Source organism: Acinetobacter sp. 'aerobic (ED)' (assembly GCF_904886855.1).
GTDB lineage: Bacteria > Pseudomonadota > Gammaproteobacteria > Pseudomonadales > Moraxellaceae > Acinetobacter > Acinetobacter courvalinii.
Map to the genome: position 1 here is coordinate 18,903 of NZ_CAJHGI010000008.1, position 25,198 is coordinate 44,100.

26 protein-coding genes and 4 tRNA genes are annotated in these 25,198 nt (G+C 44.4%); 22 read left to right on the forward strand and 8 right to left on the reverse strand.

What is annotated here, in order from left to right; all coding sequences use genetic code 11:
- Positions 1–14: 14 nt before the first annotated feature.
- Positions 15–563 (reverse strand): NUDIX hydrolase, encoded by a 549-nt coding sequence (locus JO943_RS15080; protein ID WP_004774970.1) that lies wholly within the window; start codon positions 561–563, stop codon positions 15–17.
- 129 nt (positions 564–692) lie between these two features.
- Between JO943_RS15080 and JO943_RS15085 the strand changes: the two genes are divergently transcribed.
- The 7 genes from JO943_RS15085 to fghA all read left to right on the forward strand — a co-directional run bounded on the left by JO943_RS15085 (position 693) and on the right by fghA (position 6,794).
- On the forward strand, positions 693–1,298 hold the full coding sequence (locus JO943_RS15085) for a CoA pyrophosphatase (protein WP_005228843.1): 606 nt from the start codon (positions 693–695) through the stop codon (positions 1,296–1,298).
- 24 nt (positions 1,299–1,322) lie between these two features.
- Positions 1,323–1,850 (forward strand): gamma carbonic anhydrase family protein, encoded by a 528-nt coding sequence (locus JO943_RS15090; protein ID WP_202741296.1) that lies wholly within the window; start codon positions 1,323–1,325, stop codon positions 1,848–1,850.
- A gap of 143 nt (positions 1,851–1,993) precedes the next feature.
- Positions 1,994–2,692, forward strand: coding sequence for a tRNA (adenosine(37)-N6)-threonylcarbamoyltransferase complex dimerization subunit type 1 TsaB (gene tsaB / locus JO943_RS15095; protein WP_202741219.1), 699 nt, complete (start codon positions 1,994–1,996; stop codon positions 2,690–2,692).
- A gap of 8 nt (positions 2,693–2,700) precedes the next feature.
- The gene (locus JO943_RS15100) at positions 2,701–3,522 is read left to right on the forward strand and encodes an undecaprenyl-diphosphate phosphatase (protein ID WP_032874907.1); all 822 of its coding nucleotides are present in this window, start codon (positions 2,701–2,703) and stop codon (positions 3,520–3,522) included.
- A complete protein-coding gene (locus JO943_RS15105) occupies positions 3,522–4,325 on the forward strand; it encodes a class I SAM-dependent methyltransferase (protein WP_032874906.1) in 804 nt (267 codons plus the stop codon). Before JO943_RS15100 ends, JO943_RS15105 begins: the two co-directional genes overlap by 1 nt.
- A 209-nt stretch (positions 4,326–4,534) precedes the next feature.
- Positions 4,535–5,980, forward strand: coding sequence for a C13 family peptidase (locus tag JO943_RS15110; RefSeq protein ID WP_202741220.1), 1,446 nt, complete (start codon positions 4,535–4,537; stop codon positions 5,978–5,980).
- Positions 5,949–6,794 (forward strand): S-formylglutathione hydrolase, encoded by an 846-nt coding sequence (gene fghA / locus JO943_RS15115; protein ID WP_202741221.1) that lies wholly within the window; start codon positions 5,949–5,951, stop codon positions 6,792–6,794. Before JO943_RS15110 ends, fghA begins: the two co-directional genes overlap by 32 nt.
- A gap of 27 nt (positions 6,795–6,821) precedes the next feature.
- Here fghA and JO943_RS15120 read toward each other — a convergent pair whose 3' ends face one another.
- Both JO943_RS15120 and JO943_RS15125 read right to left on the reverse strand, forming a co-directional pair.
- On the reverse strand, positions 6,822–7,097 hold the full coding sequence (locus JO943_RS15120) for a DUF2218 domain-containing protein (protein ID WP_005228855.1): 276 nt from the start codon (positions 7,095–7,097) through the stop codon (positions 6,822–6,824).
- Positions 7,094–7,282, reverse strand: coding sequence for a hypothetical protein (locus JO943_RS15125; protein ID WP_202741222.1), 189 nt, complete (start codon positions 7,280–7,282; stop codon positions 7,094–7,096). The genes JO943_RS15120 and JO943_RS15125 overlap by 4 nt, the downstream gene beginning before the upstream one ends.
- Here JO943_RS15125 and rpe point away from each other — a divergent pair.
- The 13 genes from rpe (at position 7,281) to JO943_RS15190 (ending at position 16,568) form a co-directional block, all read left to right on the forward strand.
- Positions 7,281–7,967, forward strand: coding sequence for a ribulose-phosphate 3-epimerase (gene rpe / locus JO943_RS15130; protein WP_032874902.1), 687 nt, complete (start codon positions 7,281–7,283; stop codon positions 7,965–7,967). The two genes, JO943_RS15125 and rpe, sit on opposite strands and share 2 nt — an antisense overlap.
- 368 nt (positions 7,968–8,335) lie before the next feature.
- Entirely contained in the window at positions 8,336–8,752 is a 417-nt protein-coding gene (locus JO943_RS15135) for a hypothetical protein (protein WP_202741223.1), read from the forward strand.
- A 75-nt stretch (positions 8,753–8,827) separates the two neighbouring features.
- Positions 8,828–10,783: a multicopper oxidase domain-containing protein gene (locus JO943_RS15140; protein WP_202741224.1), complete on the forward strand. Its 1,956-nt coding sequence runs from the start codon at positions 8,828–8,830 to the stop codon at positions 10,781–10,783.
- On the forward strand, positions 10,770–11,675 hold the full coding sequence (locus JO943_RS15145) for a copper resistance protein B (RefSeq protein WP_202741225.1): 906 nt from the start codon (positions 10,770–10,772) through the stop codon (positions 11,673–11,675). The genes JO943_RS15140 and JO943_RS15145 overlap by 14 nt, the downstream gene beginning before the upstream one ends.
- 82 nt (positions 11,676–11,757) lie before the next feature.
- Entirely contained in the window at positions 11,758–12,249 is a 492-nt protein-coding gene (locus tag JO943_RS15150; protein ID WP_202741226.1) for a cobalt transporter, read from the forward strand.
- Between the two features lie 160 nt (positions 12,250–12,409).
- Positions 12,410–12,727: a DMT family transporter gene (locus JO943_RS15155; protein WP_005228866.1), complete on the forward strand. Its 318-nt coding sequence runs from the start codon at positions 12,410–12,412 to the stop codon at positions 12,725–12,727.
- An 18-nt stretch (positions 12,728–12,745) separates the two neighbouring features.
- Positions 12,746–13,234: a methylated-DNA--[protein]-cysteine S-methyltransferase gene (locus JO943_RS15160; protein WP_005228867.1), complete on the forward strand. Its 489-nt coding sequence runs from the start codon at positions 12,746–12,748 to the stop codon at positions 13,232–13,234.
- 349 nt (positions 13,235–13,583) lie between these two features.
- Positions 13,584–14,804: a bifunctional glutamate N-acetyltransferase/amino-acid acetyltransferase ArgJ gene (argJ, locus tag JO943_RS15165; protein WP_202741227.1), complete on the forward strand. Its 1,221-nt coding sequence runs from the start codon at positions 13,584–13,586 to the stop codon at positions 14,802–14,804.
- Positions 14,805–14,947: 143 nt separating this feature from the next.
- The gene (nadA, locus tag JO943_RS15170; protein ID WP_202741228.1) at positions 14,948–16,012 is read left to right on the forward strand and encodes a quinolinate synthase NadA; all 1,065 of its coding nucleotides are present in this window, start codon (positions 14,948–14,950) and stop codon (positions 16,010–16,012) included.
- 140 nt (positions 16,013–16,152) lie between these two features.
- A tRNA-Pro gene (locus JO943_RS15175) sits at positions 16,153–16,229 on the forward strand.
- Positions 16,230–16,299: 70 nt separating this feature from the next.
- A tRNA-Arg gene (locus JO943_RS15180) sits at positions 16,300–16,376 on the forward strand.
- A 35-nt stretch (positions 16,377–16,411) separates the two neighbouring features.
- Positions 16,412–16,487, forward strand: a tRNA-His gene (locus tag JO943_RS15185).
- A 4-nt stretch (positions 16,488–16,491) separates the two neighbouring features.
- Positions 16,492–16,568: transfer RNA gene (locus JO943_RS15190), tRNA-Pro, on the forward strand.
- 58 nt (positions 16,569–16,626) lie between these two features.
- On the opposite strand, the gene JO943_RS15195 is transcribed toward JO943_RS15190, so the two are convergent.
- Entirely contained in the window at positions 16,627–17,238 is a 612-nt protein-coding gene (locus JO943_RS15195; RefSeq protein ID WP_202741229.1) for a hypothetical protein, read from the reverse strand.
- 521 nt (positions 17,239–17,759) lie between these two features.
- Between JO943_RS15195 and JO943_RS15200 the strand changes: the two genes are divergently transcribed.
- The gene (locus JO943_RS15200; protein ID WP_202741230.1) at positions 17,760–19,364 is read left to right on the forward strand and encodes a GMC family oxidoreductase; all 1,605 of its coding nucleotides are present in this window, start codon (positions 17,760–17,762) and stop codon (positions 19,362–19,364) included.
- Positions 19,365–19,387: 23 nt separating this feature from the next.
- On the opposite strand, the gene JO943_RS15205 is transcribed toward JO943_RS15200, so the two are convergent.
- The 3 genes from JO943_RS15205 to prs all read right to left on the reverse strand — a co-directional run bounded on the left by JO943_RS15205 (position 19,388) and on the right by prs (position 22,816).
- A complete protein-coding gene (locus JO943_RS15205; protein WP_202741231.1) occupies positions 19,388–20,155 on the reverse strand; it encodes an NUDIX hydrolase in 768 nt (255 codons plus the stop codon).
- 269 nt (positions 20,156–20,424) lie between these two features.
- On the reverse strand, positions 20,425–21,912 hold the full coding sequence (locus JO943_RS15210) for a nicotinate phosphoribosyltransferase (RefSeq protein WP_202741232.1): 1,488 nt from the start codon (positions 21,910–21,912) through the stop codon (positions 20,425–20,427).
- Between the two features lie 25 nt (positions 21,913–21,937).
- On the reverse strand, positions 21,938–22,816 hold the full coding sequence (gene prs / locus JO943_RS15215) for a ribose-phosphate diphosphokinase (protein WP_202741233.1): 879 nt from the start codon (positions 22,814–22,816) through the stop codon (positions 21,938–21,940).
- Positions 22,817–23,159: 343 nt separating this feature from the next.
- Between prs and JO943_RS15220 the strand changes: the two genes are divergently transcribed.
- On the forward strand, positions 23,160–24,335 hold the full coding sequence (locus JO943_RS15220; RefSeq protein ID WP_005228882.1) for a zinc-binding dehydrogenase: 1,176 nt from the start codon (positions 23,160–23,162) through the stop codon (positions 24,333–24,335).
- Between the two features lie 71 nt (positions 24,336–24,406).
- On the opposite strand, the gene JO943_RS15225 is transcribed toward JO943_RS15220, so the two are convergent.
- Entirely contained in the window at positions 24,407–25,189 is a 783-nt protein-coding gene (locus JO943_RS15225; protein WP_199949738.1) for a TorF family putative porin, read from the reverse strand.
- Between the last annotated feature and the right edge of the window lie 9 nt (positions 25,190–25,198).

The following is a 25,198-nucleotide window of genomic DNA, read 5'->3' on the forward strand; positions in this document are numbered from 1 at the left end:
GCGGTCTTTTTTATTTAGCCGGTATGGTCCAGGCGTGTGCCAAGTGTTTCTAAATGCGGAGGGAATTGTCCACTTTTACGATCAGCAAAATAATGTCTGAGTGTTTGTTCTACACTTGGGAAAGCCAGTTCTTTCCATGGAATTTCATGTTCTTCGAATAAGCGGCATTCGATACTTTCTTCACCGGCACCGAACTGTCCTTGTTTTAACAGAGCTTTAAACAGGACATAAATCTGTCCAATACGCGGAATATTGTACATACAATACAATTGTTCGATTTCAACTTCGGCTTCAGCTTCTTCTCGGGTTTCGCGTGCTGCCCCCTGTTCCATGGTTTCAAATAATTCCATGTAGCCTGCGGGTAAGGTCCAGAGGCCATAGCGGGGTTCAATGGCGCGGCGGCACAGTAAGACTTTATCATCCCATAAGGCTAATGCACCACAAATCACTTTGGGATTTTCATAATGAATGTTGCCGCAATGTGTGCAGACCAATCGTGATTTATGATCACCCAGTGGAATTTTTGCTTCAGTTTGATGTCCACACGCAACGCAAAAGCTCATAATTATCATCAGCCGTAGAGATAACTCAGCATAACCGAATTTTGATGACTTCGCATCATGATCTATGATTGCAGCTAAAAATTCGGCTATGATGCTGATTAAGGAAAATGAGAACAAGAGATAATTGAGATGGAAGAACCATCGTTAATCGCGCTTTTACAACAACGGTTACGTTTTTCCAAACGAATCCAGCAGGCGGATGCTGCTGTATTGATTGCGATTACCCAAGAAAGTCAGCCTAAAGTCTTGCTCACCCGTCGTTCGATGCAATTGTCGCAACATGCAGGGGAGGTTTCCTTTCCAGGGGGGAAACGTGATCCAAGCGATACCAGTAATATTGTGGTGGCGCTCCGTGAAGCACAAGAAGAAACTGCACTGAATCCCTTCGATGTAAAGCTCTTGGGTGACTTGCCGATTCAGCGGGCGCGTAGTGGCCTATCTGTTAAACCGATTGTCGGGCTGATTCCAGCACAGGTCGAACTAATTGCTCAACCAACCGAGATTGACCGGATTTTCTTTGTTCCGTTGCAAGAACTGATTGATGCTCCACCTTTACCTTATGAAGTGCGTTTAGCCCGACAATCATTATATTTCCCGAGCATGCAGGTAGACAGTGAAGTGGTCTGGGGGCTGACTGCCCGGATGCTGGTGTCATTATTTCAGTATGGATTAGGCTATCAAAAAAGCTGGCCTTTCTTGGTGAATCCACCGCACTTTGGGATTGCAAAGTTCTAATTTTTTTAAGAGTTTTTTATCATGATGTATACCTATCAGGGATTGAGTCCGAAAGCTTTACATGAACCTTGGGATGGCTGGGTTGCACCAACCGCAACGGTTATTGGCCAGGCAGAACTCGGTCGACAGGTCAGTATCTGGTTTGGCGCTGTGGTACGTGCCGATAATTGTGTGATACGGATTGGTGATTTTTCGAATATTCAGGAAAATGCGGTTTTACATACTGATACTGGCATCGAGCTGCATATCGGCGAGTATGTGACGGTCGGGCATAAGGTGATGTTGCATGGTTGTCGCATTGGTGATAATTCACTGATCGGCATGAATGCAGTGATTTTGAATAATGCAGTGATTGGCAAGAACTGTATTATTGGCGCCAATGCCTTGATTCCCGAAGGAAAGGTTATTCCGGACAACTCTGTGGTGATGGGCTCACCAGGAAAGGTGGTGAAAACACTGGATGAACAGGGCGCTGCACGCTTGCGTTTAAGTGCCTTGCATTATGCTGAACATTACAAAAACTTTTTAAATCTGGAAGCTTTTACTTTTTAATGGACGTTTAAAAATCAAGCCTTCATGTAGCCAAGTTTATGCTTGGCTTTTTATGGAGATAAAAAAGCCAATAACTCGCCTATCGCGTTTGAGTGGAGTATGATACTCGACGTTTTTTATCTGTTTCGGGCTAAGGTTTTTGCATGAAGTTGCTGGCATTGGAATCTGCAAATGAGCAGTGTTCTGTTTCATTGATTGATGATACTCAAGAACTCTACTTTCAGTTGGATGACCGACCGAAAGCACAAACGCAAACTATTTTGCCCTTAATCGAACAAGCTCTATTACAGACACAAAGTCAACTTGCTGATTTGTCGGCAATTGCGTTTAGCCGGGGCCCGGGTTCATTTAGTGGGGTGCGAATTAATGCTGCTGTTGCGCAGGCATTGGCTTGGTCACAGGATTTACCGGTGATTCCAGTATCCAGCTTACAGGCTCTGGCACAGGCCGCTTATCGTGTTACAGGTTTAGCGCAAGTCACCGCAGTTTTAGATGCGCGTATGCAGGAAGTGTATATCGCGAATTTCAGTCTGGATGAGCAGGGCATAATGCAGGCGCAGGATGAAGAAAAATTAATGAATTACGAGCAAGCAGCTGCGTATTGCAAATTTACGCCGATTGGCTCGGGTTCAGAATTAATTAAGCCAACAGGAATAGACTCCGCTGAGGCTTCCACTCAAAACACCGCATGGGTACAGATTAAGGCAACGGCACAGGACATTGCGACCATTGCCCGTGTATATGCGGCACAGCAAAAATGGGTTGATGCTGAACAGGCGTTACCCGTGTATTTACGTGATGATGCGTGGAAAAAAATTCCAGAACAAGGTAAGGCGAATTAAGGTTAATTATGGATCTTTTATTGCTATTTAAAGCAGCAATTATGGGCTTGGTTGAGGGGATTACCGAGTTCCTGCCCATTTCAAGCACAGGACATCTCATTTTATCAGGTCAACTGCTTGATTTCTGGAGCATTGAAAAGCGTGATATGTTTGCTGTCGCCGTACAGATTGGTGCAATTGCTGCGGTGATTTATGAATATTGGGGTAAATTGTGGGGCGCGCTAATTGGTGCGCTCACAGGACAGGAACAGGGGCGCCGTCTGAGTCTGAACCTGATCATTGCCTCTATTCCCATCGTGATTATTGGCCTGACTTTTGGTGATGTGGTTAAAGCCTATTTATTTAATGCCATTACTGTTGCGATTGCCTTGATTGTCGGTGGTTTTATCATTTTATGGGCGGAACGTCGCCCGCATCAGATCGTTACCAAAGAAGTGGATGATCTGAGTTTTAAGCAAGCGACTTTAATTGGTCTGATCCAGTGTCTGGCCTTGATTCCAGGAACTTCACGTTCAGGGTCAACCATTATTGGTTCATTATTCTTGGGGGTATCTCGTAAAGCCGCAGCCGAATTCTCATTCTTCTTGGGCATCCCTGTATTGATGGGCGCTGGCTTGCTGGATATGTACAAGATGCGCCATGAATTGCATAGCAATGACATGCTGGTGTTAGCCGTCGGTATTATTGTTGCTTTCATTTCTGCCTTGGTGGTGATCCGTGCCTTGATTCGTTATGTGTCCAAGCATGACTTCACCGCTTTTGCCTATTACCGTATCGTATTTGGATTGTTTATCCTGGCGACGTGGTGGACAGGTTGGGTACACTGGTAATGCAGATGCAGTGCTACTATCAAGCGGAATATGAACAGGCATTTCAGCAACTGAAAAGCCGCTTGGCTGAATTAAAGGTTCAGTTGAACGGTCAAGCGGTTGAAAAGATCAATGCCCGTTTTTTACGTTTGAATCCAGAGATGGCTTTGGTCATCGATAGTGATGGGCTTAGCCTAGCTGCCAACGGCATGAAAATGCAACCGGACTGGCGTGCCGAGATTCCCCGTTTAAAAAGAGCCAGCTTAAAATCAGAGATGATTGCCAGAGCCTGCCAACTGGGGGAAAAGCCAAGCTTGATCGATGCAACCGCAGGTTTGGGGCATGACAGTTTACTGATGGCCTATTTGGGTGCTGAAGTCCGGCTGGTGGAGCGCCATCCAATCCTGTTTGTATTACTGGAATATACCAAAGCACAGGCCGAGCAAGATCCGTTTTTACAGTCGTTCATGTCGCGTATTCAACTGATCTATGCCGATTCCAACAGCTATTTGCAGCAGCTTGTCCAGCACGGCGAGCAGGTCGATGTGGTGTATCTGGATCCGATGTTTCCGCAACGGGATCAGAACCAGCAAGCAGTAAAAAAACAGGCTCAGGTCAAGAAGCAAATGCAGTTATTACATTTGTTGTTGCCGGAAGATGGGGAAATGGATCTTGGCGATCAACTCTTGCATCTGGCCAGCCAGATTGCCAAACGGGTGATTGTGAAACGCCCCCGACATGCGGTTTATCTGGCAGATCAAAGCCCTGATCACCAATGGCTAGGTGATGCTTGCCGTTTTGATGCATATTTTCCAAAAGGTTAATTTAAAATCAGATTCAAATGATTGTTTGGCTTGCGTCAATGCTCGGTAAAGTTTTGTGATATAGTGCAAAAGCATGATTGCTAAAAAATTCTTGTCGAGCTTACACTACAGTCACGCATTGCGTCTTTTAGGAAAAGTACTGCACATTCAAATATTAGGATGGCATATTTTCAGTTTAGGCTTGAAAAGAGAAACTCCCGAAGAATTTTATGATAGACCTCAAACCGTCCATTAATCTCTGGCATGATTTTAAAAGTAACCAAATTGCTGGAATGTGGTTGTTCCTCGGGTCTCGCCGTTCCTTGCAGGTTGTCCATCCATCCATTACCCAGCTGATTCTCTGGGGTATCCTCGGTGGCTGTACCAACTCGCTGTATAGCTGGCTGGTGGCCGGACAAATGGGAGAGTTTAATTCCCAAGGCTTGATCGGCTATGCACTATGGCCTTTTATTGCCCTGATTGTCGGTATTTTTCTTTCGCAACGGATGAATCAGCCACGTTTGATGCTGGTGCCTGCCTTATTGTGGCTAGTGCTTGATACCAATATTCTGCTGTTACAATGCATTATCCAGTATCTGGGTTCTAACGGTTATCTGAATTTTATTCCTGACAGTATCTATAACGGTTTCTTGCCACCGCTGTTTGTTGGGCTATTTGTCTGGCAAAGTCTGGCAGTGATCTGGGTGTTTTCACGTGCCCTCAACTGGCCGTGGTGGGAACGTGCACTGGTCTTTGTGGCAACTATTGCAACCATGGTGGTATGGCAGCTTTCCGTGAAGGATCAGCCGATCTGGAAAGTGGAGCAGACCCCGCCAAGTTTTGCCGAAGATGCTTTTTATGCGCAAAGCCATTTGCTGGATAAGGCACTGGATCAGATTCAGTATGGCGATATTGCCCAAAGCCACTGGTATTTTATGGGGGTGGCGGGTGATAGCTATGTGGATGTATTCAAATCGGAAATTGAACGTATCAGAGAACAGTTTGATACCCGTTTTGGCACCTTTGGCCGTTCCATCATGCTGATTAATAATCCAGCTACACGTTTAGAAGTGCCAATCGCATCGAAAACCAGTATGGAACTGGCGTTACGCCGTATTGGTCAGCAAATGAATCGTGATAGTGATGTGTTGTTTCTGTATATGACATCGCATGGTGAGCGGAATCATTTTGAAATTGAAAATGCGCCACTGGATCTGGATCAGGTTGATCCAAAATGGTTAAGAGAAACGCTGGATAAATCTGGGATTCGCTGGCGTGTGATTGTGATCTCAGCATGTTATTCGGGCAGTTTTATTCCGGCTTTACAATCACCGGACACCTTAATCATTACTGCTTCTGCTGCAGATAAAACTTCTTTTGGCTGTAATAACGAAGCAGACTATACTTATTTTGGTCGGGCATTTTTTGATCTGGCAATGCGCGAACAATCTTCAATGAAGAAAGCCTTTGAGCAGGCCAAACAGACCGTGACCAAGTGGGAAGTGGCACAAGGTGTTGAACCCTCTGAACCGCAATGGTCGATGGGCCGTAATATGGAACTGATGCTGCCACAGCTTGAACCGTATCTGTTCCCGACACAAAATATTGCATCAACAGACATTACAAAAACACAGGATGATGAACATGCAGCTACTGCAAAAAAACCGTTGTTTTGAGGGTGAGCAACGTATTTATCAACTTGATTCTCAACATCTGAAAGGTAGCACCAAAGTCGGCGTCTATTTGCCGCCTGTTGCTCTGGAAGGCAAAGCATGTTCAGCCCTATTTTATCTTGCAGGCTTAACCTGTACCGAAGACACCTTTGCGATTAAAGCGCATGCACAACGCATGGCGGCTCGACTCAGCCTGATTTTAATTACACCTGATACTTCTCCGCGTGGTGACGATGTTGCACAAGGTGATCATTGGGATATTGGGCAAGGGGCTGGCTTTTATATTAATGCCACCCAACAACCTTGGGCTGAGCATTATCAAATGGAGTCTTATCTGGTTGATGAGCTTTATACTCATGTTTTACAAGAATTCCCGGTGGCTGAAAACCAGATCGGAATTTTTGGTCACTCCATGGGCGGACATGGTGCATTGACCTTAGCCTTTAAATATCCGGATCAATTCAAATCGGTATCGGCTTTTGCGCCAATCTGCGCACCCAGTATTTGCCCGTGGGGCGAAAAGGCATTTGGCCAATATTTGGGACCGGATCAGCAGCAGTGGGTGGCACATGATGCGACCGCGCTGGTACAGCAAAAAGGTGGGTTATTTGAAGAAATCCTGATTGATCAGGGACTGGATGATCAGTTCTTTGCTCAGTTGAACCCCGAGAAATTCAAACAGGCCTGTCTGGAAGCTAAGCAACCGCTCACTTTACGTCTACACAAAGGCTATGATCACGGCTATTACTTTATTCAAAGTTTTATTGACGATCATCTCCAGTTCCACGCCATTCAGCTTGAAAAAGTAGCGGGATAAAAAAAGAAGCTCATGTTGAGCTTCTTGTTAATTGTGCTGCCATTCAGCCACAAATTCCTGCTGCGCCATACGGTTTAAGTGATTGATCACCACCTGTTCAAGATGTGCGACATCCTCTTGCTGGTTTTCGATCAGTACCGCCAAATGCTGTTCATGCGGTGTAAGGGTAACGGTTGCAGTAGGCATAAAGATTTTTGTCTCTGTGTCCGTTTCTGCAACTTCAAACTTATGCTTCCAGTGATTAAGCAAACGTTTACTGATGCGTTTTCCTTCAGTCGTCGTGATATTGGTGCTGCTATTCATGTTGCTTTTCTTCCTCTTATTTCATTGACTAACATAACAAAGCATAAAGCAGATAAAAATAGTTGAGATGCAACGCGTTGTTGCAAGTTTGCAATGCTTGAATAATGACTTTGTAACAGCCCTAAGTGGGCTGAATTTGTTATAATCGCCTTATCATTTTTCTCAGAGTTTGCCAGGTCATCCATGTCCAAGCCTTATTTGATTGCTCCTTCGATTTTATCTGCTGATTTTGCGCGTTTAGGTGAAGAGGTAGAAAAAGTTCTAGCTGCAGGTGCAGACGTTGTACATTTTGATGTGATGGATAACCACTATGTACCCAACCTGACGTTTGGTGCAGGTGTGTGTAAAGCACTGAAAAAATACGGGATTAAAGCACCCATCGATGTGCATCTGATGGTTTCGCCTGTGGATCGCATGATTGGTGATTTTATTGAAGCAGGTGCGGAAATCATTACTTTCCATCCGGAAGCAACCGATCACATCGACCGTTCTTTGCAACTGATCAAGGCGGGCGGTGCAAAAGCGGGCTTAGTCTTTAACCCGGCGACACCCTTACATTACCTTGATTATGTGCTGGACAAAGTCGACCAGATTTTATTGATGAGCGTAAACCCTGGCTTTGGCGGACAGAAATTCATCCCGATGACTTTGGATAAATTACGTCAGGCGCGTCAGATTATTGATGCCAGCGGTCGTGATATCCGTCTGGAAGTCGATGGCGGTGTGGGTCCTGCCAATATCCGTGAGATTGCCGAAGCGGGTGCGGATATGTTCGTTGCAGGTTCAGCAATTTTTGGTCAGCCTGACTATAAAGCCGTGATTGACCAAATGCGTGCAGAGCTGGCTCAAGTCGGTGCAACAGAAGTTTAGTGTTTTCATCCTATTTTTCACCCAGACTTGTGGATAACTTTGTTTATAACTGGGTGGATAACCGTGTTGATAACCAAGTGGATAAGATGTTGTTAAAATAAACAAAATGATTTCAGTTGTTTATATTGGCAGCAAAATATTGGAAAAAGGACAGGTTTTTGTCCTTTTTTTATGCGCTAACTTATTTATTTTGCATTATTTTTGTGCAGTGGGTGAAAGTGGTTAGAGTGACCAATAAAACAGCAAAAGCATAATGCTTTTGAATGGTGTGATAAGAATTTAAACAGTAAGGTCATTGTGCATAAAGTCGAAAGAAATTATGCTAGGCATATTCGATCACCTGAATTGATGGAAACAAGGAACCTTTAGTGCAATTTCGCAAGCAATACAGACATCTGTGGTTTGTATTCCTGATGATTTTTTTCATTGGGGGCAGCAGTGCGGCCGTTGCAGCAGTTCAAGAGCTTCATTCTCATCATTCATCTACGGTTTCAAGCTTATCCTGTCATGATCAGCAAATGATGCAACATCATTCTGCACAAAGCTCACATGCAGATCGCATGAGTCCCGGTCAATGTCATGACGGACAGATGCAGGACCATCTGCATTGTCAGGATTGTAATAGTACCTCGCATTGTCAAAGCATCAATTTCGCTTTAGACCACAATACCCCAAGCCTTTCTTCTTCGCCATTTTTAGAGCTGAGTACGCATATCCATACGGATTATCAGGCGAGGCATCTGGCAGGCTATTGGCAAGAGATCTTACGGCCACCTAGAACCTGATCTGTCTTTGCAGGCTCTTGCTCTTTGTGAAAAGGGAGCTGAGCATTTTTAAAGTTAACAGATTAGGAAATCATCATGTCCTCAAAAATATATGCTGGTGTTGTCGCTAGCCTAAGCTTATTGTTTGCACCTTATAGTGTGGCTGCAATCAAGGAATATCATCTCAATATTAATCAGGGTACTGTCAATGTGACGGGTAAACCGGTGCAACGTATTACCGTGAATGGCAAATTTATTGCCCCATTACTTGAGTTTGAGGAGGGGGATGAAGCTGTCATTCATGTTCATAACCAGCTCAAAGATCAAGATACCTCTTTACATTGGCATGGCCTACTTTTACCCGGACTCATGGATGGTGTACCAGGCTTTAACGGTTTCAAAGGTATTAAGCCGAATGGCAGTTTTGAGTACCGTTTTAAGGTTCGCCAAAATGGCACTTACTGGTATCACGCGCATAGCAAGGGTCAGGAACAGGATGGTTTATATGGTCCTTTGGTGATTTATCCCAAAGGCAAACAGCCTGTCGCGGCCCATGAACAAGCGGAGCGTGATTATGTGGTGATGTTGTCTGATTTCCATGAAACTGAAAGTGACAAGATCATGGCAAATCTGAAGAAATCAGCCGAGTATTACCAGAACCAGCGTGAAACAGTCGGTGACGTCTGGAAACAGTTCAAGCAACAAGGGTTGAAAGCAACCTGGCAAGATCGTTCGATGTGGAACCAGATGCGCATGCTGAAAACGGACTTGTCTGATGTCACGGGTTATACCTTTCTAGTGAATGGTCAGACCCCGCAACAAAACTGGACCGGTGCTTTTAAGGCGGGAGAAAAGGTCCGTTTACGGTTTATCAATGCATCGGCGATGTCGTTTTTTGATGTACGTATTCCCAACCTGAAAATGACCGTGGTCAGTGCCGATGGCCAGCCAGTAAAACCTGTTCCTGTAGATGAGTTCCGTATTGGTACCGCAGAAACTTATGATGTGCTGGTCGAACCGAAACAGGCACATTATCAAATTGAAGCAGAGTCGATCGATCGTTCTGGTTTTGCCATTGCCTCATTGCAGAATGAAATGCTGACCCGTCCGACCAGTGTCCAGATTCCAAAAGCACGTCCGCGTGCTTTATTGACCATGGAAGACATGGGCATGGATCATGGCTCGCATGGTCAAATGAAAATGGGCGAAATGAACCATAGTCAGCACCAGATGCCACAGCAACAGGAGAAGGCTGCAACATCCTCACAATCTGCCATTGATCATAGTGCACATGCTGAAATGAATATGAGCAAGATGGAGCATAGCCAGCATCAGATTGCTCAGGACAAACAGGCTGATGCTCCTAAACAACATGTCGGTATGGATCATGGTTCACAAGAAAATATGGACATGTCTCAAATGGATCATAGTGCCCATGCACAGATGAGCATGAAAGAGATGGAGCATGGTCAGCATCAAATGGCAGACTCTTCTGCACAAGAAGGCAGGGATACTGTGCAGGGCTGGGCCAATGCGGCAACGCCTGCAGGTCAGAAAGCCTTAACCTATGCCGATCTGCAATCTTTGCAACCCCAGCCAGAAAAATATAGCCGTCCAGCAGAACGTGAAGTGGTAATTCGTTTGGGCGGAACCATGGAACGTTATATCTGGACCATTGATGGCAAGAAGTTTAGTGATCCTGACTTTAAGCCTTTAACGGTGCGTTATGGTGAGCGTATCCGCCTGAAATTCGTCAATGAAAGCATGATGGCGCATCCGATGCATTTACATGGCATGTTTATGCAACTGGAAAATGGGCAGGCACCGCAAGATATGCCGAATAAGCATACCGTGATTGTACCGCCTGGCAAGACGATTACGGCCTTGTTGACTGCGGATGAATTAGGGGAGTGGGCAATCCATTGTCACCTGTTATATCACATGACTGCAGGCATGATGAGCAAGCTGATTGTTGCCAATGTAGACGATTCAAAAAAGCCAGTTCAAGCCCCTGTTCAATCATCTCAAGGAGCGAGCCATGCACATCACTAAGCAAGTTTGCAAAATGAAACGATATACACAATTGTTGGCAATCGGTGGCATGGTTTCTTCGTTCAGTGCATTTGCCTATGCGCATGAAGGACATGATCAGATGATGCAAATGGAGATGCCCACACAGCAGCATATGCCAGTGGCTGCTGCATCTCCAATGGATCATTCACAACATCAACGTCAGATAACAGTTCAGCAACGACCTGAAACAGAATATGGGCAGCACGACCATACCCGTGAACATGGTGGGCAAATCTATCAGTCGACTCAGTTGGATACTGCATGGTTGCTGGATGAAGATGGCAAGGGTACAGTTAAATCTAAGTTAAAAACCTGGGTGGGCAGCGATGAAAATAAACTGTTTATCAACGCCGATTATGCCAAGGCCGAGTCTGAAAAATCGGAGCAACGTATTGCTGCCCTGTATAGCCGTAATATTTCAGATTTTTGGGATGTTCAAGCTGGCGTAAATTATCGTTATAACGCTGAGCATCAAGTCGATAAGGAACAGTTTGAAGGTGTTGTGGGTGTGCACGGCATGGCGCAATATTTCTTTGAAACCGATGCCCATCTGTATGCGGGACAGGATCAGCAATGGCGTTTTGTGCTAGAAACTGAACGTGATTTCTTGCTTACACAAAAGTTGATTATGCAGCCTTATCTGGAAATGCAATGGGTGCTACGAGATCAATCCAAATATGCAGCCAAAACCGGGCTTGCCGATGCGGAAGTCGGGATTAAAACCCGCTATGAAATTGTGAAAAACCGTGTAATGCCTTTTATTGATGTGGCTTATGGCTATAACAAGGGACGCAAGGCGACTGACTGGCAGGAAGCTTCGGATTCTAAAACAGGTTGGATCTATGGTGCAGGTCTTACGCTAAAGTTTTGATATTTTGTTTAAAATGTCATTTTTTCGGGATACTGTTGGTTTATACTAACAGTATCTTTTTTGAGTCATTCATGGTGCATAAATGGCTTTAGAACAACAACACAATCCAATAACAGATAAAAATACTCACGCTACTCCGTCGGGCGAAAAGCCTCAGCACGTCTCTACTTCTCAAGCTGAACGCATTCTCTCTGAGGGTAGCATGTATGTCAGTTTTTATCATATTCCGGCAATGTGTAGCGTTGCACATGAACAGCGGGTAAGACAGGCCCTCATTCCTTTTTCAGCACTGTTACTTGAACACTGTATTGATGTAGATGCCCGACATTTGGCGCTTTATCATCAAGACCCGATTGAGACTGTCACTGCGGCTTTACAGCGGCTCAATCTGGGGGCTGAGCTACAGCAAACCATGCCACATTATGAGCCTTTAGAGCTTGCCACTGTCAAGAACAAGACAGCTACTGGTCAATTGAACCCATCAGAAAACAATGCATTAAACCAGCTACAACAGTTCTTGTCCAAGCTCCTTGCACGTTTCGCACAATGGTTAAAAACCTTACGCAAGAAATAGGGGCAGTCACTGTTCATTACTCAAACTTTCAACCGAGTTGAAACATAACAAATCACATCATGGTCTATTTTACAGTACACTGCTGGGCTTAGGAGGACGACCTCCCTCGAAAGAATCACGTTGGGACGACCCAACCCTTGATAAAGTTGAGCGTAATAAAATGGCGTGGGCAATTTTAATTTTGGCAGGTATTTTTGAAGTCATCTGGGCATACTCGATGAAGTTGTCTGAAGGATTTACCAAATTAACGCCAAGTATCGTGACCATCGTTTTCATGGTTTTAAGTGTGGTGTTGCTGTCGATGTCAATGCGCACCCTTCCACTAGGAACGGCATATACCATCTGGACCGGGATTGGTGCGATTGGATCTTTTATTGTCGGGATCATGGTGTTAAACGAACCGATGACCGCGATGCGAATGATTGCAGCAGTCTTGATCGTATCGGGTTTGATGTTGATGAAACTGTCATCAAATTAACCACTTAAGGAGAACATGATGCAACTGGTTTATATGTATATGGATTCGCCTGTAGGCGTATTAAAACTGGTTGCACATGATCAGGCACTGGTTGCGGTGATGTGGGATAACGAAGACCATAAACGGGTTCGTTTAGCCGAGCTGGTTGAAGATCGCCAGCATCCAATGTTGCATAAAGTGAAACAACAATTAGAAGAGTATTTTGCAGGGCAACGTCAGCAATTTGATTTGCCTCTGGATTTTCAGGGAACGGCTTTTCAGCAACAGGTCTGGCAAGCATTATTGAGTATTCCTTATGGGGAAACACGCAGTTATAAAGAGATTGCAGTACAGCTAGGGAACGAGAAAGCGGTGCGTGCGGTGGGCGCTGCCAATGGCAAGAATCCGATTTCGATTATTGCGCCGTGTCATCGGGTGATTGGTTCGAGTGGGGCGTTGGTGGGTTTTGCGGGTGGTCTGGATAAGAAGCAGATTTTACTCAGTTTAGAGCAAAGCCAAATTCCATAATCCGTAGTGTTAATACTCGATTTTCATTTCTTTTTGGAATAAGCTACTTAACAGATATGAATCCACATATTTTATGACTGGAACCGTAACTCGGTTATTCGCGAGGCGGTGTCTTGCTTAGCGTAATCCAATATTAGGAATAACCTTCGGTTCGAGTTACTTTGGTTTCGCCCAAAGTAACCAAAGGCATTGTCATCTACAAAACCTGTTCACTTGTTGCATTTGTTTTATCTATCGCAGAAACGGGATATTACAAATACCACGCAGGTTGTAGATGACCTTTCCGAGTCTCATATATAGGGTATGTATTCATTTTCTTTTTCATAACAAATTGAATGGAAGTTTAAAAATGGCTGTTGGTGACGTAACTATGCCACTTATGCATGTGGTGCAGGGTGTAAAAATTGGCTCAACTGAGGCGTATGTACGTTATCCAAATCGACGAGATTTAGTCATTTTTGAATTTGCTGAAGGATCAAAGGTCGCCGGAGTGTTTACCCAGAGTGCTTTTGCGGCTGCGCCTGTTCAATTGAGTAAAAAGCATTTAACAGAAAATACCCCACGGTACCTGATTATCAACACGGGTAATGCCAATGCTGCAACAGGAACAGTCGGCTATCAAAATGCAGAAGCGACTTGTGCCAAACTAGCTGAGTTAACCGGTGTACAGACTAACCAGATTTTACCGTTTTCAACCGGTGTGATTGGTGAGCAGCTCCCGATTGAGCGTTTACTGCAAGGCATTCAGCCTGCATTAAATGAGTTAAATGCAGATCGTTGGGCTGAAGCGGCATCTGGCATTATGACTACTGACACTACGCCGAAAGGTGCATCCGAACAGTTCGAACTGGATGGGGTGACCTATACCATGACTGGCATCAGCAAAGGTGCAGGTATGATCCGTCCGAATATGGCGACCATGCTCAGCTTCGTTGCAACCGATGCGCCGATTAGCCAAGAACTGGTACAGCGCTTATTGCAAACCACGGTTGAGCATTCCTTTAACCGCATTACCATTGATGGTGATACCTCGACCAATGATTCTTGTATCTTTGTGGCAACCGGTTTGGCCGGTGGTGCTGAAATCCAGAACCAAGACGATGCACGTTATCAACAAATGCTCGATGTGCTTGCCCGTATTATGGATCGTCTGGCGCAATTAATCGTACGTGATGGTGAAGGGGCAACCAAGTTCATTACCGTTCAGGTTGAGGGCGGCGCAAATACACAAGAATGTTGTGATGTGGCCTATAGCGTTGCCGAGTCGCCACTCATTAAAACTGCATTATTTGCGTCAGATCCAAACTGGGGTCGTATTGTGATGGCGATTGGTAAGGCGGGCGTGCCAAATCTCGACAGTAGCAAGGTTCAAGTCTGGTTGGGTGACGTGCAAATTTGCCTAGATGGTGGTGCAAACCCGGACTATACCGAAGCAGCAGGTGCTGCGGTGATGGCTGAAAAAGAAATTACCATCCGGATTGATCTTGGTCGTGGTACGGCAAAAGACACGGTTTATACCTGTGATTTTTCTTACGACTATGTGAAAATTAATGCCGATTATCGCTCATAAATTTGCGTTATAATGAAGCCTCCACAGTGAGGCTTTTTTTATAAGCTGGTTTGTGGACAGTGTGATTCTCAACAAATGATCACCCCGACACCCACGTTATAGCTTTGCAATGATGCAAGCACGCAGGATAGAGAAGACGTTTTATGAATGATGCGAATTTAATTGCGAACGAAGCCAAAAATATTGTGCAGGCGCATTTAGATCGTTTGGGCGAGCCAAAGGACAATAGCCTCAGCCCAGAAGTGAAACAAGAAAAGTTCGCTCAAATCGCAGCAGAGCTTAAAAAACGTAATGCTGTGCTTGTGGCGCACTATTACTGTGATCCGGAAGTGCAAGAGCTTGCAGAACTGACGGGTGGCTGTGTTTCTGATTCATTGGAAATGGCGCGTTTTGGTCGCGATCATCCTGCAACAACCCTTGTGGTGGCAGGCGTGAAGTTTATGGGCGAAACTTCAAAAATCTTATCACCTGAAAAAACCGTGTTGATGCCAACCCTAGAAGCAACCTGTTCACTCGATTTGGGCTGTCCTGTCGATGAGTTCACTGCATTCTGTGATCAGCACCCTGATCATACCGTGGTGGTGTATGCCAATACTTCAGCAGCAGTGAAAGCACGTGCGGACTGGGTGGTGACTTCAAGTTGTGCGGTTGAGATCATTGAGCACCTGGACAGTTTGGGTGAAAAAATTATTTGGGCACCAGATCAGCATTTAGGCCGCTATATCCAGAAGAAAACCGGCGCTGATATGTTGTTGTGGGATGGTGCCTGTATCGTGCATGAAGAATTCCGTGCCCGTGGCATTGCGCAAATGAAAGCGCTTTATCCAGATGCAGCGGTATTGGTGCACCCAGAGTCACCTGAATCGGTGGTCGATATTGCCGATGCCGTGGGAAGTACCTCGCAACTGATCAAAGCTGCCCAGACTTTACCGCATCAGCAAATGATCGTAGCAACCGATCGGGGTATTTTCTATAAAATGCAGCAAGCGGTGCCTGATAAAGAATTATTTGAAGCACCAACTGCAGGTGAGGGGGCAACTTGCCGTTCATGTGCGCATTGTCCGTGGATGGCAATGAACGAACTGGATGGAATTTTGCATGTCTTGCAGCATGCCGATCAAGAAATACACGTTGACCCAGCTTTGGCAGAACGCGCTAAATTACCTTTAGATCGAATGTTGAACTTTAGTGCCTCATTAAAGCGTTAAAAAGCATCAAGATGCTTGTTAAATATACATTTGGTAAGGATTTTTAATATTTTTGAAAAATAGGTGTTGACGTTCTAGGGCGTCGCGCCTAGAATGCACACCGTACCGCACGATGTGCGATACACTAAAAGCTGAGAAATCGGAGCATAGCACAGCCTGGTAGTGCACCTGGTTTGGGACCAGGGGGTCGTAGGTTCGAATCCTACTGCTCCGACCATTTAAAATAATGTTTTAAAACATTAGTTTAAGATCGGCGAAGTATCGCTTGATATTATTATCATCGTTATGCGCCTGTAGCTCAGTTGGATAGAGCATCCGCCTTCTAAGCGGATGGTCACAGGTTCGAATCCTGTCAGGCGCGCCATTTGGTCGCTTGGTACATAGAACTAAATTTTGATGGTGGATGTAGCTCAGTTGGTAGAGCCCTGGATTGTGATTCCAGTTGTCGCGGGTTCGAATCCCGTCATTCACCCCAATTTCGGAGCATAGCACAGCCTGGTAGTGCACCTGGTTTGGGACCAGGGGGTCGTAGGTTCGAATCCTACTGCTCCGACCATCATCTTAAAGATGAGATAAAAAACCGCTAATTTAGCGGTTTTTTTGCACTTGGACTTTTAGTCCTCCCAATTAATTAAATTCTCTAAGTTTTTGATTATTCCAATTACATAAATGATATATGCATCAATTAAAATTAAGAGAAACAATGTAATTAAAAGATAAGACTCATTGATACCTCTTAAACCATACCATTCATATCCTAAAACAATTCCCATAATTAGAATGGAAAAAACAAAATAAAGCATAAATGCGATACCAATTATCTTTGGAAGCCAAGTCTTTTTAAGCAAGCACTTTATTTTTTTACTTTCATAATCAACGTGTAATAATATCCATCGGCTTTGAATATCTTTAGCTCTTAATTCAATATCTCTTACATCTCGATTAAGTAATAAAAATATAAGTTCGAAATTAAATTTAGTTGTAGCGAATGCCGCATTAGTTTGCTTTTGTATTACAGATTTTGGAGTTTCCTTTAAATCATCTTTATGCGGCTTATATGTATTATTAATATAGTTGGAGAGAGCGTTTGCTTTGTCCGAATGTTGTTTTCTATTTATTTCGAGCCTGTAGTGGGGCATAGCAATATATTTAAAAACTTGAATTAATGATGTTGAAATAACCGTTATACTTAAAATAGAGATTATTGTTTGCCAACTAAATTCCATAAAGATACCTACATGTGTTTTGCTAAGTGAAAAAAGATTAATTAGTTTGATTTGATATCGTTAGATTTCGATTGTTTATATCTCCTGTTCTATAAGGCTTGTTGAAATTGTCAGAGAGCAAATTTATGCGCTGAGTGAGAGTTAAGGAGCTTATAGTACTTAATATTTTCAAAATAAATTTCACGTGAATAATTCTTAATTTACATTGTTTTTTATTTTTTTAATTAAAAATCAATTGTATATGTGAATTTTGAGGGTTGCTAAATAATTGAATTTTTAGCATAAATAAGGAAGATTGGCCTTTTATGTTTTGTTTAATATCTTAATTTGTTCATTAAGATGATGAAGATATAGTGCTCAGCAATCGTAAAGAGGTAGTTTGATTTGGCTATTGCGCTTTGATGATGATCCAGTTAAGTTGCTTATATTGATATGAATTGGTTAGATAAATACAACAGTATTGGAATGCCATGTTCGGCATACTATTGCCGCTTTTTAAAAAGAAAAAACAGAGTATTGAGATGACACAAACAGCTTTTGATTTTGTAATTATAGGTGGTGGTTCGGCAGGTTCGGTGCTGGCTGGACGATTAACCGAGAACCCGAATATTTCGGTATGTTTATTAGAAGCCGGTGGAGAGGGTAATAGCTGGCTGGTGAATACACCTGCCGCTGCAGTCATCAGCATTCCCACGAAAATTAATAACTGGGCATTTGAAACCATTCCGCAAAAAGGCCTCAATGGTCGTCGAGGCTATCAGCCGCGCGGTAAATGTTTAGGTGGATGTTCGGCGGTCAATGCCATGGTTTATATCCGTGGACATCGTAGTGACTATGATCACTGGGCAGCCTTGGGTAACACGGGCTGGTCGTATGAAGACGTACTGCCGTATTTTAGAAAATCAGAACATAACGAACGTATCCATAATGACTATCATGGCCAGCATGGCCCCTTAAATGTCAGTGACTTACATTCAGATAATCCTTATCAGCAAACCTTCATTGAAGCGGCAAAACAGGTCGGTTATCCACTGAATGATGATTTTAATGGTGCGGAACAAGAGGGTTTGGGTGTCTATCAAGTCACCCAGAAGAAAGGCGAGCGCTGGAGTGCGGCACGTGGCTACTTATTCCCGTATATTGGAAAACGTCCGAATCTGCATGTAGTCACCCAAGCCAAAGTTTCACGCATTGTGATTGAAAATGGCCGTGCGGTAGGCGTTGAGTATAAGCATAAAGGCCATACCACCACGATTAAGGCCGATAAAGAAGTCTTATTATCAGCGGGGGCTTTCCAGTCACCGCATATCCTGATGCTTTCTGGTATAGGCCCACGTCAGGAGCTGGAAAAACACGGCATTCCAGTGGTGAAAGAGCTTGCAGGAGTGGGTGAAAACCTACATGACCACCCAGATTTTATCTTTGCCTATAAAACCAAGCTGATGGATGGTACCTTTGGAGTTTCGATGGGGGGCAGTCTAGATCTATTCAAGCAGGTGGGACGTTATCGTAAAGAACGTCGTGGTCTGCTCACCACCAACTACGCAGAATGTGGTGGTTTCTTAAAAAGCCGTCCTGAGTTAGACAAACCGAACCTGCAATTACACTTTGTGATCGCCGTAGTGGATAACCATGCCCGAACCATGCATATGGGGCACGGGATTTCATGTCACGTCTGTTTGTTAAATCCCCGGGCGCGCGGTTCGGTCAAACTTAGCGGTAAGCATGTCGATGATCCATTGTTGATCGACTTTAAATTCCTTGAGGATGAACAGGATCTTCAAGATTTGGTCGATGGTTATAAAGTCACGCAAAAGTTGATGCAGGCGCCTGCTTTACAAGACAAAATCAAAGAAGATATGTTTACTGCCAATGTAAAAACCGATGATGAGATCCGTGAAGTTTTACGCCAGCGTGTGGATACGGTTTATCATCCGGTCGGCAGTTGTAAAATGGGTGTGGATGAGATGGCGGTGGTTGATCCTGAACTTAAAGTGTATGGCGTTGAAGGGCTACGTGTAATCGATGCCTCGATCATGCCAACCGTGGTCAATGGCAATACCAATGCACCGACCGTGATGATTGCTGAAAAAGCGGTGGATATGATTCGCCAGACCTGGAAATAAACGTTTAGAGCTAAGGTTTTGCCTTAGCTCTTTTCATGTTCGGTTGGGTTGCGTGGTGTTTCCAGCATTCGTGGAAATGTAAAATGATAATGCTCGAGTGCATAGCGAAACAGTTGCGCAGGTCGCTTGCCGACAATTTTTTGCTGGCCAGTCTCTGCAACTGCACCAGCCTCTTGCATGCGCCGTCTAAAGGATTTTTTTTCTAAAGTATGCCCTAGAATAATTTCATAAATATTCTGTAATTCGGTCAAGGTAAATACTTCTGGCATCAAGCTGACCGGCAGCGTGGTATATCGGGTTTTATTGCAAAGACGCTCAAATGCCAGCTGCAGTAACTGTTTGTGATCAAAGGCCAAATCCAGCTGTAATGCCTGATCGATTGAAAGCCATTGACTGTGTTCTGCAGTGCCGGTGGCTTGAATAGCAAATTTTTCAAAATCAATCAGAGCGAAATATAAAGCAGTGATGGACCAGCCGCGTGGATCACGATGTTGATTGCCAATAGTTTCAACCTGTTCCAGATAGGGCGATTGAATTCCTGTTTTTTCCAGTAGTTTACGATGTGCTGTTGCCATTAAATCCGGATCGGCTTTTAAATCAACAAAACCACCGGGAAGGGCCCATTTACCTTTTTCAGGGAAGTTGGAACGCTGGATCATTAACACCTGTAACTGACCTTTTGCCACAGAAAAAATTGCCATATCGACTGTAAACAGCGGGGTGTCATAGTCGGTTTTTTGATAGTGGGCAAGGTATTCTTGTTCGGAGGTATGGATAGTTTCCTTACTCATAGAAATATTAAGAAATCGGAATAAAGTAATATCATAGCGGAGTCTTATTGGGTTCTCATCATATTTTAGGATAAGCCTTCGGCTCGACCTACTTTTGTTTTGGCAAAAGTAGGCAAAATCATTGTCATCCGCAAAACCTGTTCACCACTTGCATCTATTTAATTCTAATAAAGAGAGTCGTGCAGATATTCTTTTAATACCATGCAGGTTGCGGATGACTTTTCCGAGTATCTAATCACTGGATGTGTTTTAATCATAGAGAGTTTTGCTTAGACCAATCTTTCCCGAATCTGATCAAGCGAGCATTCTCTTAACAATTGGCCATTTTCAAATACTGTTTGCAGTGCACCCATGTTCTCCTGTTCAACGCTTTGCTGATCAAAGAGCTCAAAACCATTCTCAGTTTGTTCAACCCGTAATAAGCCCTTGGCTGATTTTTTAACACCAGAGTCGGTTACTGGGTCTTTGAATAGTTCACGACCGACACCGTTAACCTGACCCCAAGTGGCTTTGACGGCAAAACCAAAGCTATCGCGAGTCAAATAGTTATAGGTGTAGCTCCCGATCCCAAACACCAGATTATTTGAAGCAAAGCCTTTGGCTTGTAAGCCTTTTAGGATATTTTGGGCACGCTCCAGGGTAATTGAGTCACCATAGATTAAGCCAACCCGCTCATTCAGTACTTTATAGCCTTGCGCTGTTTCGGTACCGCCAAAAATTTCCCATAAACATTGCACCGCACCTTTATAAGCGGGACTATCTCGCTCTGCATCAGGATCGCCACAGATAATTTTCACAGGATCACCTGAGTCTGGACGGAACACCACTTTGGCAAGTCCGAGCGCATTCGGTTGGCGTTTTAAAATCTCTGTTTTTAATGCCACGCTAAATTCAGTGATGACACGCCAGAAATCCCAGGTATCAGACACGATACTGACCACACCGGCAGGATAGAGTTCACAGATCAGACGTCTAAAGGTCTCGATTTCACTTTCTTCACTGCCCATACACATCACACTGTGTTCTGTGGCAGGTACTGAAACGCCTACAATACCTGTGGCATTGTAGTACTCTTCGGCATAGTCAATCGAAGCAACCGAGTCTGTACCGATAAAACTGGTCAAGTGACCCACGCCTGACTGGGCTGCATCATAGATCCCACTCATCCCTCGGCTACTAAAATCATGGCCTTGAACCGGAACAAAGTCTAAAGGAGCACCCGTCTTTTCTGCATATTGGGTCAGCAAGCGTTTGTATTCATAGGCAATGCTGGCCGTGGTACAGCTTTTCCATAGCTCGGCACTGAGCACGGTTTCAATATAGTTGGTTAACCAAAAGAAATTCGGATCCGTATTGATAATGGTTAATACCGGCACTTTGATATTGACCTGGCTGCCTTCTGGCAAAGCTTTAATTTTTAATGGTAAATAGCCGAGATCGTGCAAGGCCTCGATGTGCTCGACCGGCACTGCGCCTTCACCTAAGGCATTGTCCATACGGCGTTGATAGGCTGCGACGACTTTGGCTTTAGGTTGATTGAAGAAGCCTTCGTTCCAGGTTTCAATCAGAAAGTGTTTGATAAAGCCTTGTAGACCAAAAAATACAATCTTGTCATCAAAATCAGGCAGCATTTTGGCTAAACGTGATGAACGTGGGGTAAAGTTGGCATAGACGTATTCAGTTCCCACTGGATACTGACGACGGTGATCTGCTTTGTAGAAATCAATTGCATTGAGCGGGTTAATTTTAATACTCATTGTTATCGGCCTCTTGCTTTAAATCTTAATTTTGAAAATTGATGATGTTGAGTTTGCTTGCTTCTGCTTGTGGCAGGCTATTGCTGGTAAAGACCTGATCGACCAAGCCATCAAATACCGCCAGACCTTTGCTAAAAATGCCATGCGTGACATACAAAATAATGTTTTGACAATTTAAGCTGCGTAGTTGCTTGGCAATCCTGATAAAAGTGGCACCACCGTCACAAATATCATCGGTGATCACGGCTGTTTTTCCTGTCAAATCAGGACTATCCACCGCAGTTGTGCTAATTTTTCCAGTGCTTGGATCGCGTTTTTTTTCACAGTGAATCACTTCAATGTCCTGTTGGCGTTGCGGATTGATATCGTTTGCAATGGCTTGGGTACGTTGTATTGCACCAGCATCGGGACAAACCAACACGCTATTGCCAGCGCTTAAAATCTGCATCAAGGCAGGGCTTTGCTGGATGATCTCGATGGGCTCGACGTTGATCACTTCTTGAAAGCAGGTATTTTTGCGTAATAGTTCAAGGGCTACGGGGCTATGACAATCCCACACCACAATTTTCTGAAGTTGCCCTGCAAATTTTTCGCTGTTGCTATTCAATAATCTGGTCATTAAATCTAGTGAAAAGGCCTGACCTTGTGCACAGATACGGTCTTGACGTGCATAGGGAAAATAAGGGATTTCCACCGAAACGCGAGTGCCTTGTTCAAGTAACACATTTTCTAGTAATAGATAATCCATCACATCTGCGCTGTTCTGTAGAGAGGCTTTGATCTGGGTATTGGCCTGTAATTGGTTTAATAACTCATGTTGTAGTTGAATATGACGTTCACCACCTGAAAACTGCAAAAACTCGATGGGAACATTGGCTTGAGCTGTCATAAGTTGAATCGTCATTTTTAGCTTCTCTTTTATGGTGGCTTAAAGCCAGTAAATATATATTGGCATAATGACACTATTAAATGCAAGGCTTAAATTTGATCGTTTTAATCAAAACAGACACATTGTTTAAAAATATCGATTCATCTATTTGAAGTTAAAAGAGAATAATTTTTAAAATTTTTTTAATGCGTTGGCGATCACGAGGGGCTGACTTTGTTGCTGCGAGATATTGATATTTTGGTCATGGTTTTTGACAATTATCCTTGTCAGGATTGATGTGTGTTGTTTGCTTGGCATTGCAACAGGTCAAAGTGCTCAAGGTAAACAAGGTGAATAAAACAAAAAAGGAAAGCATCCGATGAAATCTCTGATTTGTCATAACGCTGAGTTAAAACTGGAAGACAGTCTTCAATTGGTTCCTGCAAAGGGACAAGTCTTACTTGAAGTGGTCCGGTGTGGTATCTGTGGTTCGGATTTGCACATGCAGCATCACTGTGATCACATGCATGATCTGGCTGCGCGCGTCGGTTTTAATGGGGTAGCAAAGTCCTCGGATAAACTGGTGTTTGGTCATGAGTTCTGCGGCAAGGTCTTGGATTACGGCCCAAAAACACGACGTAAATTGAAAGCTGATACGCTGGTGTGTGCCATGCCTTTATTAAATGTCGATCCGCAAGGTTATATGCCGACTGGGCTGTCACCGAGTGCTTCCGGGGGATATGCCGAGCAGGTACTGGTGCAATCCAGCTTGATGTTTGCCGTGCCAAATGGTCTGGACGCGGATCGTGCTGCCTTGACCGAGCCGATGGCTGTTGCCTTACATGCGGTACGTCGCAGCCGGATCAAGAAAAATGAGCCTGCCATTGTGATCGGTTGTGGTCCTGTGGGTCTGGGGGTAATTCTTATGCTCAAGGCGGCAGGCGTTAAAACCGTGGTTGCCAGTGACTTCTCGCCGAACCGCCGTCGTCTGGCTGAGCAGTGTGGCGCGGATATCTTGATTGATCCTCAACAGCAATCGCCATTTAGTAACTGGAAAGAACTTGGCTTATTGGGCAATGTCTCCGAAGCGATTAATATGGGCATGGGGATTTTTGACAAGGTTCAGACGTATTCACTACCTTGGGTGAATGCCATGCGCGTCGGCGATAAACTCGGCGTATTACCGAAACGTCCGGTGATATTTGAATGCGTGGGTGTGGCTGGGATCATGCAGCAGATTCTGGAGGGCGCACCGCTGTTCTCACGGATTGTCGGGGTGGGGGTGTGCATGCAAAGCGACAAGATTGAACCTGCGTTGGCGATCAATAAGGAACTGGAAATCCAGTATGTATTGGGCTATACCCCGCTGGAATTCCGTGACACCCTGCATATGATTGCGGAAGGTAAAGTCGATTGTTCACCGTTGATCACCGGTGTCGTAGGGCTGGAAGGGGTGAGCCATGCCTTTGAAGCCTTACGTGATCCAGAACAACATGCCAAAATTCTGATTGATCCAAAACGGGCGGGTTCAGGCATTGAACTGATCAAGTCTTAACAGGGAAAATGAGAAAAGCCGCTGTCAATATAGCGGCTTTTTTTATTGAGCTTTGATTGATACTGACCTGATTAAAAGGTTTTGGTCAGTGAGAATGTCACGGTGGAATCAATCGGATTGGAGACTTTAGCATTGGGATTGCCATTGCTATATTGCTGATAAAAACCGTCTTTATCCCAGGCTTTGCTATAGATCAGGCTGCCGGAAAGGTTATAGGGCAATTCTTTGTTCACTGCAAAACTGGCATCCTGAAAGTTGGCTGCCGAAAAGTTTTTGATGCGCTGATTGCCGTAATGGGCATTCACTGACCAGCCTTGAGTAATGGGCTGATACCAGTTTACATCCAGATAACCTGAGCCACGTGAGTGCTTATTATTGCCGATGCCTAAGGTATCTGAATTATTGCCAAAATAATCTTGTGTATAGGTAATCGCATATTTTACGCTGAGCGGCCCGTAGCTGATTTCAGGAATGATTTCCCCATAGTCAAAACGGGTGTTGCCTGTTTCAGCCGTGGTTTTTGCGCCTGGATAATAGTAATAGGCGACTTTAGTGCCGACGGTAAAATCCCCGATGGTACGGCTATACCCCGTGTACACATCCCACTCAACTGATGCATCTCGAATAAAATGATCGCTTACGGTCGATGCCCAGGTACCTGCATAAAAACCGCTGTCATGGTTGTAGTCCAGCCCCCCTTGCAAGGCCGCTTTGCCCCAGGTTTGCTGGAAACCGCGTGAGACGTATTGGCTGGCAGCGGTGAGATTGGCAGAGTAAGGTGAGGTGGGTTCAGTGGCGTGGGTGCTTTGAAAATAAAAAGCCAAGGGTGCAATTACAAACAACGTTTTTTTCATCATTTCTCC